This is a genomic window from Streptomyces sp. NPDC001406 (assembly GCF_042895285.1).
Taxonomy (GTDB): Bacteria; Actinomycetota; Actinomycetes; order Streptomycetales; family Streptomycetaceae; genus Streptomyces.
Map to the genome: position 1 here is coordinate 1 of NZ_JBIAWG010000009.1, position 13018 is coordinate 13018.

Genomic DNA, 13018 nt, shown 5'->3' on the forward strand with positions numbered 1-13018 from the left:
CTCCGCGACGGCGGTTACGACGTCTCGGACTACACGGCGGTGCTGCCGGAGTTCGGTGACCTCGCCGACTTCGTGGAGTTCGTGGACGCCGCCCATCAGCGGGGCATGCGCGTCATCATCGACTTCGTCGTGAACCACACCAGCGACCAGCACCCGTGGTTCCAGGAGTCCCGCAAGAATCCCGACGGCCCCTACGGCGACTACTACATGTGGGCCGACGACGACAAGCAGTACCCCGACGCGCGGATCATCTTCGTCGACACGGAGGCCTCCAACTGGACCTTCGATCCCGTCCGCGGCCAGTACTACTTCCACCGCTTCTTCTCCCACCAGCCGGACCTCAACTACGAGAACCCGGCGGTCCAGGAGGAGATCCTGGCGGCCCTCCGCTTCTGGCTGGACCTCGGCATCGACGGCTACCGGCTGGACGCGGTGCCCTATCTCTACGCGGCCGAGGGCACCAACTGCGAGAACCTGCCGGCCACCCATGAGTTCCTCAGGCGCGTCCGGCGCGAGATCGACGCGATGTACCCGGACACCGTCCTGCTGGCGGAGGCGAACCAGTGGCCGGAGGACGTGGTCGACTACTTCGGCGACTTCCCGAGCGGCGGCGACGAGTGCCACATGGCCTTCCACTTCCCGGTCATGCCCCGCATCTTCATGGCCGTGCGCCGCGAGTCCCGCTACCCCGTCTCCGAGATCCTCGCCAAGACCCCCGCCATCCCCGCCGGCTGCCAATGGGGCATCTTCCTGCGCAACCACGACGAACTCACCCTGGAGATGGTCACCGACGAGGAGCGCGACTACATGTGGGCCGAATACGCCAAGGACCCCCGCATGCGCGCCAACATCGGCATCCGCCGCCGCCTCGCCCCCCTCCTCGACAACGACCGCAACCAGATCGAACTCTTCACCGCCCTGCTGCTCTCCCTGCCCGGCTCCCCGATCCTCTACTACGGCGACGAGATCGGCATGGGCGACAACATCTGGCTCGGCGACCGCGACGCCGTCCGCACCCCCATGCAATGGACCCCCGACCGCAACGCCGGCTTCTCCTCCAGCGACCCCGGCCGCCTCTACCTCCCCACCATCATGGACCCGGTCTACGGCTACCAGGTCACCAACGTCGAGGCCTCCATGTCCTCCCCGTCCAGCCTCCTGCACTGGACCCGCCGCATGATCGAGATCCGCAAACAGAACCCCGCCTTCGGACTCGGCTCCTACACCGAACTCCAGTCCTCCAACCCCGCGGTCCTGGCGTTCCTGCGCGAGCACGAGGACGACCTGGTCCTGTGCGTGCACAACTTCTCCCGCTTCGCACAGCCGACCGAACTCGATCTGCGGGTCTACGACGGACGACATCCCGTCGAGCTCATCGGCGGGGTCCGCTTCCCCGCCATCGGTGAACTGCCCTATCTGCTCACCCTCGCGGGCCACGGCTTCTACTGGTTCCGGCTCTCCCGAGTCGCATCCCGCATCGGCCGACGACGCTGAGCGCGCGGCACCGAGGAAAGGAGGCTTCACCATGACGAAGACCGTTTCCGTCCGGCCGAGGCACCGGACCGGTTCCGACCGGCCCAGGGCCTCGCTGACCGGACTGCTGCGCGAATGGCTGCCCGGGCAGCGCTGGTTCGCGGGCAAGGACCGGCCCGTCACGGAGCTCTCCCTGCTGTCCATGACCGAGCTGTTCCCGGGCTGTCTGCACCTGCTGGTGCAGGCCGGACAGGGCGGGGTCCCCGCCCCCGTGGGCACGCCCTGGGCCGGCGACTGCTACCAGCTGCTGCTCGGCGTGCAGCAGCATCCAACGCCGCGCCTGGGCCGGGCCTACATCGGCCGGCCCGACGAGGGTCCGCTGGCGGGTCTGGCGGTGTACGACGCCCTGCACGACCCGCGCTCGGCAAAGCTGCTCCTGGAGCGGCTGCGGCAGCCCGGCACGGCGGGCCCGCTGCGCTTCGAGGCGGACCCGGCCGTACGGGTGCCCGGCGCACTCGTGCCGCGTCTGCTGGACGCCGAGCAGTCCAACTCCTCGCTGGTGTACGGCGACGCGTACATCCTGAAGGTCTTCCGGCGCATCCAGCCGGGCGTCAACCCCGACCTGGAGGTGTCGGGGGCGCTGGCCGCACAGGGCTGCACGCGCGTGCCCGCGCCGGTGGCCTGGTTCCGGACCACCCAGCCGTGGCCCGCGACACTCGGCGTGCTCCAGCCCTTCCTGCCCGGCGCCGACGACGGCTGGACACTCGCCCTGCGCGCACTCGCCACGGGCGACGACTTCACCACGGCGGCGCACGAGCTGGGGCGGGCCACGGCCGAGGTGCACCTGGCGCTGGCCACGGCCTTCCCGTCGGTCGTCCCGGGCGAGAACGAGCGTACGGCGGAGGCGATGACGGCCCGGCTGGAGGCCGCCGTGCACTGCGTGCCCGCGCTGCGGCCGTTCGTCCCGGGGCTGCGCACCGCGTTCGGCGCGCTCGCCACCTGCGACACCGGGCCGCCCGCGCAGCGAATACACGGCGACCTGCACCTCGGGCAGGTGCTGCGGACCGGCCCCGAGTGGTTCGTCATCGACTTCGAGGGCGAACCGTCCCGCCCGCTCACCGAGCGGCGCAGCGCCCAGTCCCCGCTGCGGGACATAGCCGGCATGCTGCGCTCCTTCGACTACGCGGCCCGGCAGCGCCGCCCCTGGCGCCCGGAGTGGGCCCGCCGCTGCCGGGAGGCGTTCTGCGCGGGCTATGCCGCCCGGGCCGGGTGGGATCCACGCAAGAAGCACGCCCTGCTGCGTGCCCACGAGACGGACAGGGCGGTGTACGAGGTGCTGTACGAGGCCCGGCACCGCCCGGACTGGCTTCCGGTTCCCATGGCCGCGATCGAGCGGCTCGCCGTACGGGGAGGCTGACCTCATGGCACTGCGCGACACTTCGCTCCCCGAGCACTCGGGCCCGCTCCCGCCCACGGCCGTACCGCTGGACCCCACGGACCGTGAGCGGCTGCTGTCGGGCTCCCACCACGATCCGCACGCCCTGCTGGGCGCCCACCCGGTCCCGGGTGGGACCGTGTTCCGGGCGCTGCGCCCGTTCGCCCGCGCGGTGAGCGTCGTGATCGACGGGACGCGCAGCGGCCTCGTCTCCGAGGGGGACGGCCTCTTCGCCGCCGTACTGCCGTACGGCACGGTTCCGTCGTACACCCTGCTGGTGGAGTACGAGGACGGCGAGCAGGAGGTGGACGACCCCTATCGTTTCCTCCCCGCTCTCGGCGAGCTCGATCTGCATCTGATCGGCGAGGGCCGGCACGAGCAGCTGTGGCAGGCGCTGGGCGCCGAGCCGATGACGCACCAGGGCGTGACCGGCACCCGCTTCACCGTGTGGGCGCCGAACGCCCAAGGGGTGCGGGTCGCCGGGGACTTCACCTGGTGGGACGGCACCCAGTACCCGATGCGTTCGCTCGGCTCGTCCGGCGTCTGGGAGCTGTTCCTGCCGGGCATCGGCGAGGGCACCCGGTACAAGTTCGAGATCACGTCGCGCTACGGCGACCGGTTCCTCAAGGCCGACCCGATGGCGCGGCGCACGGAGGTACCGCCCGACACCGCTTCCGTCGTCACGGCCTCGCACTACGAGTGGGGCGACGCGGTGTGGATGGCACACCGTGCGGACACTCCGGTGCACGAGGCACCGTTCTCGGTGTACGAGATCCACCTCCCTTCCTGGCGCCCCGGCCTGACGTACCGTCAGCTCGCCGTTCAACTCCCCGCGTACGTCAAGGACCTCGGCTTCACCCACGTCGAGCTGATGCCGGTCGCCGAGCACCCCTTCGGCCCCTCCTGGGGCTACCAGGTCACGTCCTACTACGCGCCCACGTCCCGGCTGGGCACCCCGGACGACTTCAAGTACCTGGTCGACGCCCTCCACCGGGCCGGCATCGGCGTGATCATGGACTGGGTGCCCGCGCACTTCCCCAAGGACGACTGGGCACTGGCACGCTTCGACGGGGATCCGCTGTACGAGCCCGGGGACGCGCGGCGGGCCGAGCATCCGGACTGGGGGACGTACGAGTTCGACTTCGGGCGCATCGAGGTGCGCAACTTCCTGGTCGCCAACGCCGTGTACTGGTGCGAGGAGTTCCACATCGACGGGCTGCGCGTCGACGCGGTCGCCTCCATGCTCTACCTCGACTACTCGCGCGACTCCGGCCAGTGGACGCCCAATGTGTTCGGCGGGCGGGAGGACCTGGACGCGGTGGCGTTCCTGCAGGAGATGAACGCGACCGTGTACCGCCGGGCGCCGGGCGTGCTGACCATCGCCGAGGAGTCGACCGCGTGGGAGGGGGTGACGCGGCCGACGGACAGCGGGGGTCTGGGCTTCGGGCTGAAGTGGAACATGGGCTGGATGCACGACTCGCTGGAGTACATCCAGCACGAGCCGGTGCACCGCAAGTACCACCACAACGAGATGACCTTCTCGATGGTGTACGCCTACAGCGAGAACTACGTCCTGCCCATCTCCCACGACGAGGTCGTCCACGGCAAGCAGGCCCTGGTCTCCAAGATGCCGGGCGACTGGTGGCAGCGGCGCGCCAACCACCGTGCGTACCTGGGCTTCATGTGGGCCCACCCCGGCAAGCAACTGCTCTTCATGGGGCAGGAGTTCGCCCAGGGTGCCGAATGGTCCGAGGCCCACGGCCCCGAGTGGTGGCTGCTGGACCCGGCGTACGAGGCGGAGGCGGACCACCGCGGGGTACAGGACCTGGTTCGCGACCTCAACGCCGGCTACCGCGCCCACCCCGCCCTGTGGCAGCGGGACACCGACCCGGCGGGCTTCCGCTGGGTCGTCGGCGACGCAGCGGACGACAACGTCTTCGCCTTCCTCAGGTTCGACGGGCGGGGAACGCCGTTGCTGGCCGTGTCCAACTTCTCCCCGGTCGTCCGCCACGACTACTGCCTCGGCGTGCCCGGGGACGTCCCCGCCTGGCAGGAGATCCTCAACACCGACAGCGCGCGCTACGGCGGCGGCGACATCACCCACCGCGGACCGCTCGTGCCGGACGAGGGCGCGCTCCGAGTGACCCTGCCGCCCCTCGCCACGGTGTGGCTGGCCCCGCACCCGGTTCAGGAATGACCGAACGGATCGATCGTGGACGCGCGCATGGAGACGGCGGCACGCGACTGACGGGCCGGCGCAAAGCCGGCGGAGCAGAGCGTGAGCCCGGTGCTGCGCGACCTGGTGGAGCACATTGCGGACCCGCTCGCCGACAGCGGTGACAACGAGCGTGTGCGGGCGGCGTCCGAGGCGCCGGGGCAACGGCGCATCGGTGCATCGGTGCAGCGCAAGGCGCTGGAGTGGACCGGGAGTTTGCGGGACGTCGTCACCGAGTGCGTGTGGCGCACACTGCCGGGAGGGTCGTGAGTGGCGTCGTGAGTGGCGTCGTGCGGGACGCCCTCGGACACGTCTGGATCATCAGTCGGCGACGACTTGACCGTTCCAGGCGCCAAACGGCGTCGCCTCGGATACATTCGAGCACCGCCGACCACGGTACTGATCGGCAATGTCACCCTCCGTACATCCCGGGAGCAGCGCATGCGCGACTTCGCCCTCGCTCCGGCGGCGGTTCCGGCCCTGACCGGCGGGCTCGCCGACAGCGTCTTCGACAAGGCGGTCCGCACCCCCACTTTGCCGGTGCTCGCGCGCCGCCCGGACAGTGCCTCCGCCACCTGGGAGGAGGTGACGGCGGTCGAGCTGCGGGACGAAGTGGTCGATCTGGCCAAGGGGTTGGTGGCCTGCGGGATATCGCCGGGCCACCGGGTGGCCGTCATGTCCCGGACGCGGTACGAGTGGACGGTGCTCGCGCACGCCCTGTGGGCGGTCGGCGCGGAGGTCGTGCCGATCAATCCGGCGTCGTCCCGGGAGCAGGTCGAGTGGATCCTCCGGGACGCCGAGTGCGTGGCCGTCGTGGTGGAGGACGAGCAGGGCGTCATGACGATCGGCACCGTGTGCGCGGGCCTGCCCCAGCTGCGGCACGTCTGGCAGTTGGACTCGGGGGCGCTGGCCCATCTGACGGAGCGGGGCCAGTTCATCCCGCTGACCACGGTGGAGTCGCTGCGCCGGATCGTGCTGCCGGACTCGACCGCGGCCATCGCCTACACCTCGGGCACATCGGGCCGTCCGATGGGCTGCGCGCTGACCCATCGCAGCCTGGCGCATCCGTGCGACATCCTGTTCGCGGGCTGGGGGCACACGGGGGCGCCCCCGGGACAGCAGCCGTCCGTCCTGGCCTTCCTGCCCTTCTCGCACGTGTACGGGCTGATGATCCAGGTGATGTGCATACGCGGCGGGGTGCTGATGGGCCACGAGCCGGAGCTGACCGAGGCGGCACTGGCCTCGGCCCTGCGCACCTTCCGGCCGACGTACTTCTACGCCGTGCCGTCGCTGTTCGAGAAGCTCTACAAGACGTTCCTGCGCACCGCCCAGCAGTCCGGCCGCGGTGCCCTGTTCGAGCGGGCCGCGGAGACGGCGCGGGACTTCGCCGAGGCCGAGGAGCGCCGGCGCCTGGGCACGGGGTCGGGCCCCGGGTTCGACCTGCGGCTGCAACACGCCCTGTTCGAGCGGACGGTGTACCGAAGACTGCGTGGCGTGCTGGGCGGCCGGGTGGTCCGGGCCACCTCCGGCGGCTGCTCGCTCAACCGTGAACTGTCCCTGTTCTACGAGGGCATCGGCATCTATGTGAACGACGGCTACGGGCTCACCGAGGCCAGCGGCGGCATCACCATGCAGCCGCTGGGCAGAGAGAAGTCAGGGACCGTGGGGCAGGCACTGCCGGGCACGGAGATCCGGATCGCCGACGACGGCGAGCTCCTGGTGCGCGGCCCGTCGGTGTTCCAGGGCTACGTCAACGACGAGCCGGCCACGCGGGCCGCGCTGCGCGGCGGCTGGCTGGCGACCGGGGACATCGGGCGGCTCGACTCCGAGGGTTATCTGACGATCACGGGCCGCAAGAAGGACGTCATCGTCACCAGCAGCGGCAAGAGCGTGGCCCCGGCGCCGCTGGAGCAGCGGCTGCGGATGCATCCGCTCGTCCACCAGGCGGTGGTGGTCGGCGACGCCCGGCCCTGTGTGGGGGCCCTGATCACCCTGGACCCGGAGTATCTGGCGCACTGGCGCACGGCCCTGGCGCTGCAGCCCGACACGCCCGGCCGGCAGACACGGGAGGACAACGCGCTGCGGGAGGAGATCGCGCGGGCCATCGCGGCGGCCAACAGCGCGGTGTCACGCTCCGAGTCCATCCGGGTGTACCGGGTGCTGCCCACGCCGTTCGACCCGGCCAACGGACTGCTGACGCCCTCGCTGAAGCTGCGCCGGGACGCCATCGTGCGGCACTACGCGGCCGAGATCGACGCGATGTACCAGGTCCGGACCCGCGCCGCGCACCGGCCCGCGCTGGAGGAGCCGGCCGACTGGGACGACTCGGACGACGTGTTCCGGTGAGGAGCCGCCGTCCCTGGGAACTCGCATCGTGGGACGGATGAGCACCGACAGTAGTCCTGCTCCCCCGGGACTGAGGAAGACGAGATGCCGATCGGGCCGCGCCGGGACGACACACCGCCCTCCGAGGAGACGTTCGAGCGTACGTTCTCCTTCCCGGGCGATCTGCGGAACGTGACGGGTACACGACTCGCCGCGGAGGAGTTCCTCGGCGTCCTCGCACGCAGTTCGCCGCCGGCGACTCCGGAGTACTGGGACGACATCCTGCTGGTCGTCACGGAACTGGCCGCCAACGTCGTCCAGTACGCCCCGGGCCCCTTCGAGCTGCGGATGCGCCGCACGTTCGACGGCGTGCACATCACGATGCACGACACCAGCACCACCCGGCCGGAGCCGCGTCCGTTCCGGCCCAGCAGGGGCGGGGGCGGTATCGGCTGGCACCTCATTCACACGCTGTGCGAGCAGGTCAGCGTGGTCGTCACGGAGACCGGCAAGGACGTGCACGCCTTTCTTCCCTGGTGACGGATCTTTTCTTCTCCGGTGGCGGAACGTTCCCGCACGGTCGTCGCGGTCAGCCCGGGCGATGGGCGACCACGCCGAACATCGTCACGGACATGTGCAGCGCGCCCCGCTCGGCGGCCTCGGCAAGACCGGTGTACGCGGTGTCGCACTGGGCCTCGGTCAGCAGTCCGCGGTGCACCGCCGACTTGCCCAGCATGCGGATGAGCGGCCAGGCGACGGACCGGTGGTCCTGGAGAAGCGCCTGGGAGCCGCGGTCGTCGACCACGAGTCCGGCCGCGGTCAGCTGACCGACGAGGCGGCGCCCCGAGTAGGGGTTGGCCGCGCTGGTGAGGGCGCCCGAGGTCAGTGCCCGCAGGATCTCCGGGTCGCCGGGGTGCAGGACGGTGGTCGCCCAGTCGGTGTCGAGCAGCGCGACACGGCCGCCCGGGCGCAGCACCCGGGCCATCTCGGCGACGGCCCGGTCCGGTTCGGCGAGATGCTGGAGCACGCGTTCGCACCACACGATGTCCACCGAGGCGTCGGGCAGGGGCAGCGCGAGGGCGTCGCCGTCCGTGAAGCGCGCCCCGCTGCCGACCGCGCGTTCCTCGGCGACCGCGCGCAGCGCGGGGTTCGGTTCGACGCCGAGGGCCGAGCCCTGGGGGCCGACGGCGGCCGCCAGCTCCCGTGTCCATGAGCCGGTCCCGCAACCCACGTCCAGCGTCCGCTCGCCGTCCTTGGGCGCGAGCGCCTCATGGGCCCAGGCGCGCAGTCGTCGTACTCCGGGGTTGGCGTCCTGGACGTCCAGGGCGCCGATCAGATGGGCCGCCGCTTCGGGGTTCCGTGCGTCGATGTTCCGCGTCTGGAAGCCCGAACCGGGCCGTGTCTGCGCCATGCCGCGCACTCTACGGCGCGCGGGTCGCGGTCCAGGAGCCTTTTCCGGACGCCGGGTTCGAGCCCGCCGCGACCGGCGCGCGCCCCGGCCCGGGAACCCTCGGACTGCCGCAGGCACAGCAGTACAGCGCATCTCCGTGCGTCACACGGGTTGCCCGGGGCCGCGGGAGGCGCATGCTGGTGCCCACGCTTTCGTCTGCCTGCCGCACCCGAGTGGCACTACGGCTCGGGGCGCGGTGGGATCGATGTGGTGCGAACCGGCGATCCGGGGCAGGCGAACGGCGTCGAGTCGGACCGCCTGGAGCCGCAGAAAGGGATGAACGACGTGACACGACCCAGGATCCTGGTGGTTGGCGCAGGCTTCGCCGGTGTGGAGTGTGTGCGCCGCCTGGAACGGAAACTCGCCCCGGACGAGGCCGACGTCACCCTGGTGACGCCGTCCGCCTTCCAGCTCTATCTGCCCCTGCTGCCCCAGGTCGCCTCCGGCGTGCTCACGCCCCAGTCGATCGCCGTGTCGCTGCGCCGGAGCAAGAAGTACCGCACCCGGATCATCCCGGGCGGTGCCATCGGCGTGGACCTGAAGTCCAAGGTCTGCGTCGTCCGCACGATAACGGACGAGACCGTGAACGTGTCGTACGACTACATCGTGCTGGCGCCGGGCAGTGTCACCCGCACCTTCGACATCCCCGGCCTGACCGAGCACGCCTTCGGCATGAAGACCCTCGCGGAGGCCGCCTACATCCGCGACCACGTCATCTCCCAGCTGGACCTCGCCGACGCCAGTCACGACCCGGCCGAGCGCGCCTCGCGGCTGCAGTTCGTGGTGGTCGGCGGCGGTTATGCCGGCACCGAGACCGCCGCCTGTCTGCAGCGGCTGACGCACGCGGCCGTCAAGCGCTACCCGCGGCTGGACCCCGGCCTGTTCAAGTGGCATCTGATCGACATCGCGCCGAAGCTGATGCCCGAGCTGGGCGACAAGCTCGGCCGCAGCGCCCAGGAGATCCTGCGCCGCCGCGGCATCGACGTCTCGCTGGGCGTCTCCATCGCGAAGGCGGGCCCCGAGGAGGTCACCTTCACCGACGGCCGGGTGGTGCCCACCCGCACCCTGATCTGGACGGCCGGTGTGGTCGCCAGCCCGCTGATCGCCACGCTCGGCGCGGAGACCGTGCGGGGGCGGCTCGCGGTCGACACCCATATGGCGCTCCCGGGCCACGACGGCGTGTTCGCGCTCGGCGACGCCGCCGCCGTGCCGGACAGGGCCAAGGAGGAGGGCGCGATCTGCCCGCCCACCGCGCAGCACGCCATGCGGCAGGGCAAGAGGGTCGCCGACAACGTCATCGCGACGCTGCGCAACCAGCCGCTGCGCCCGTACGAGCACCGGGACCTCGGGCTCGTCGTCGACCTCGGCGGCACGGACGCGGTGTCCAAGCCGCTGGGCATCGAACTGCGCGGCCTGCCCGCCCAGGTCGTCGCCCGCGGCTACCACTGGTCGGCGCTGCGCACCAACGTCGCCAAGACCCGCGTCATGACCAACTGGCTGCTCAACGCGGTCGCGGGCGACGATTTCGTGCGCACTGGGTTCCAGGCCCGCAAGGCCATGAGGCTCAAGGACTTCGAGCACACCGACGCCTATATGACGCCCGCACAGGTACGGGCGTATGTGGAGGGCCGCGGCGGCAACGGCCCGTCGAGCTGACCCGCGCACCCCGTCAGCCGCCGGCCGGTCGCGCTCCCGGCCGGTGGCCGTCCCCGGTGGCCAGGGCCGGACCGTGCCATGCTGGGTGCGGGATCACGACGTGACACGGGAGAGAGCGCGGCGGCGTGAGGACTGCGGGACGGTCGGTGCGGGCGGAGCTGCGGGACCGGCTCGCGGCGTCCGATCCCGGTCTGCTGCGGCTCGCGGCGGGTCTGCGGACCGTCCTCGCCATCACCCTGTCGCTGGCCGTTCTGGCCGTGACGGGGGCCGACGTGACCCATCTGGTGGCCGCCGCCATGGCCGCGATGGTCGCCACCTTCGCCATCCGGGAGAAGCAGCGGGGCCGGCAGGCCGTCACCCTCGCCCTGGGGCTGCCGGTGGCCCTGGTATCGGTGTCGCTGGGCGCGCTGCTCAGCGCGCACGTCGTGGCCGGCGACCTGTTCTTCGTCGCGCTCATCTTCTGCGCCGTCTACGGCCGCCGGTACGGGGACCGCGGTACGGCGCTCGGGCTGATCGGCTTCCAGATCTACTTCCTCTCGCTGTTCGTGCACGCGACCGTGCCGACGCTGCCGGGTCTGTACGGCGCGATCGTCGTGGCGTTCGTGTGCAGCGCCCTCGCCCGGTTCGTCCTCGTACGGCAGACGCCCGCGGGCACCCTCGACCGGCTGCGGCGGGCCTTCCGCGCCCGGCTCGCCCAACTCGTCGAGGCCCAGATCGAGTTGCTCGACGCCGGCCCGGAGGACGTGGACAAGGCCCTGGAGGTGGTCCGGGTCAGGACGGCCCGGCTGCACGAGACGGCCCTGTTGATCCAGGGCCGGCTGGAGGACGGGACCTCCGACGAGGCGGTGGCGCGGCTGCTCCAGCGCCGGATCGCGGACGCCGAGATCGCCGCCGAGCGGCTCGGGCTGATGCTGCTGACCGCGCGCAGCGCCGAGCGTGCGGACACGCTCACGCTGCATCTGCCGGGCGCGCCCCTCCCCTTCGGAGGTGAGCTGCCGGTGCGCGACGAGTGGGCCGCCGAGCTGCGCCGCGCGCTGGAGGCGCTGCGGCTGCTGGTGCTGCGGCCCGTCGGTAAGGACACGGGGACCGGGCTCTCGCGGCTGCGGAACCGGCTGCTCGGCTACCGGGAGGAGGAGAACCTGCCCGCTGCCCCGTCCGCCGTGCAGGACGTCTTCCGGGGCATCGGCGAGGCCGCGCGGGCGGTGCTGGGACTGCGGATCGCCCTCGACGGACCGCAGGACGAGTCCGCCGACACCCCCGCGACGGCCCGCTCGCGCGAGGAACTGGACGCGGAGGACGCGGCGATCGGCGGCGAGGAGGAGGAGGACGAGCGGGAGGAGGAACAGCCCATCGGCCGGCTGCGGCCGACCACACGGGCGGCCGTGCAGGTGGCGGTCGGATCGGCGCTCGCCATGGTGGGCGGCGAGCTGCTGTCCGGCAATCGCTGGTACTGGGCGGTGCTGACCTGCTGGATCGTGTTCATCAACACCGCGTCCACCGGGGAGATCCTGGTCAAGGGCTATCGCCGGGTGCTCGGCACCGTGTTCGGCGTCGTCGCCGGCATCGGACTGGCGGGACTGGTCGGGCACCACACATGGACGGCGTTCGGGCTGGTGCTGCTGCTCATCTTCGCGATGTTCTACACGGCACCGCTCTCCTACACGCTGATGTCGTTCTTCGTGACGGCGATGCTGGGGCTGCTGTACACGCTGCTCAACACCTACAGCACGTCGGTCCTGGTGCTGCGCGTGGAGGAGACGGTGCTGGGCGCGGCGTGCGGGGTCTTCGCGGCTGCGGTGGTCCTGCCGGTGCACACCGACCGCCGTACGAACGAACTCCTGGCCGGCGTGCTGAACCGGCTGGCCGACGTCACCCGGGCCGCGGTCGACCAGTTGAGCGGCGGGCCACCGGCCGATCTGCTCGACCGGGCGCGCGAGCTGGACCAGGTGCTGGCCGATCTGCGCGCCTCCACCCAGCCGCTGACCCACCCCATCGCACCGCAGCGGTCGCGCCGGAACACGGCCCGCTATGTCGTGGCCCTCCTGGAGACCTGTGCGTATCACGCGCGTTCCCTGGCGGCCACCGCCGAACTGCTGCCCGCATACCCCTCGATCGCCGCGGATCCCCGGCTGCGCGGGGTGGGGCAGCGGATCGTGCACAACATCGAGGCGATCGCCGAGCACGTCGCCGACCCGCACGCCGAGTCCAGGGTCGAGACCGGCCCCAGCATCGCCTCCCTGCTCAAGCCCGGCACCCTCGCGACCCCGCACTACGACCGCGTGACCGACCGGGTACTGCGCCATCTGCAACGCCTGGACGAGGCGGTGATGGGCCTGGCCCGCCCCCTGCGAGCCCCACTCGAACCTCGCACGCCATGACGGGCGAGCGGGAACTCGTTCGCGGCGGCGCGTCGGTGCCGGCTCCTCCGACTGACCTCTCCGGGCGCCGCCAAACCCGTGAACGG

9 protein-coding genes are annotated in these 13018 nt (G+C 71.6%); 8 read left to right on the plus strand and 1 reads right to left on the minus strand.

Features of this window, described 5'->3' with window-relative positions; translation table 11 throughout:
* From treS to ACFY1J_RS22195, 6 genes are all read left to right on the plus strand, one after another.
* The coding region (treS, locus tag ACFY1J_RS22170) for a maltose alpha-D-glucosyltransferase (protein ID WP_390731733.1) at positions 1-1494 on the plus strand (1494 nt) is incomplete at its 5' end.
* Positions 1495-1525: 31 nt separating this feature from the next.
* Complete coding sequence (locus ACFY1J_RS22175; protein WP_390731734.1) at positions 1526-2890, plus strand: maltokinase; 1365 nt, start codon at positions 1526-1528, stop codon at positions 2888-2890.
* Positions 2891-2894: 4 nt separating this feature from the next.
* On the plus strand, positions 2895-5105 hold the full coding sequence (gene glgB / locus ACFY1J_RS22180; RefSeq protein ID WP_390731735.1) for a 1,4-alpha-glucan branching enzyme: 2211 nt from the start codon (positions 2895-2897) through the stop codon (positions 5103-5105).
* Between the two features lie 81 nt (positions 5106-5186).
* A complete protein-coding gene (locus tag ACFY1J_RS22185; RefSeq protein WP_390731736.1) occupies positions 5187-5393 on the plus strand; it encodes a hypothetical protein in 207 nt (68 codons plus the stop codon).
* 171 nt (positions 5394-5564) lie between these two features.
* Positions 5565-7469, plus strand: a complete 1905-nt coding sequence (locus tag ACFY1J_RS22190; protein WP_390731737.1) for an AMP-dependent synthetase/ligase — start codon at positions 5565-5567, stop codon at positions 7467-7469.
* 84 nt (positions 7470-7553) lie between these two features.
* On the plus strand, positions 7554-7988 hold the full coding sequence (locus ACFY1J_RS22195; protein ID WP_390731738.1) for an ATP-binding protein: 435 nt from the start codon (positions 7554-7556) through the stop codon (positions 7986-7988).
* A gap of 49 nt (positions 7989-8037) precedes the next feature.
* Here ACFY1J_RS22195 and ACFY1J_RS22200 read toward each other — a convergent pair whose 3' ends face one another.
* On the minus strand, positions 8038-8859 hold the full coding sequence (locus ACFY1J_RS22200) for a methyltransferase domain-containing protein (RefSeq protein ID WP_390731739.1): 822 nt from the start codon (positions 8857-8859) through the stop codon (positions 8038-8040).
* A gap of 315 nt (positions 8860-9174) precedes the next feature.
* Between ACFY1J_RS22200 and ACFY1J_RS22205 the strand changes: the two genes are divergently transcribed.
* A complete protein-coding gene (locus tag ACFY1J_RS22205; RefSeq protein ID WP_390731740.1) occupies positions 9175-10554 on the plus strand; it encodes an NAD(P)/FAD-dependent oxidoreductase in 1380 nt (459 codons plus the stop codon).
* Between the two features lie 125 nt (positions 10555-10679).
* Positions 10680-12932 (plus strand): FUSC family protein, encoded by a 2253-nt coding sequence (locus tag ACFY1J_RS22210; RefSeq protein ID WP_390710810.1) that lies wholly within the window; start codon positions 10680-10682, stop codon positions 12930-12932.
* The last annotated feature ends 86 nt before the right edge of the window (positions 12933-13018 follow it).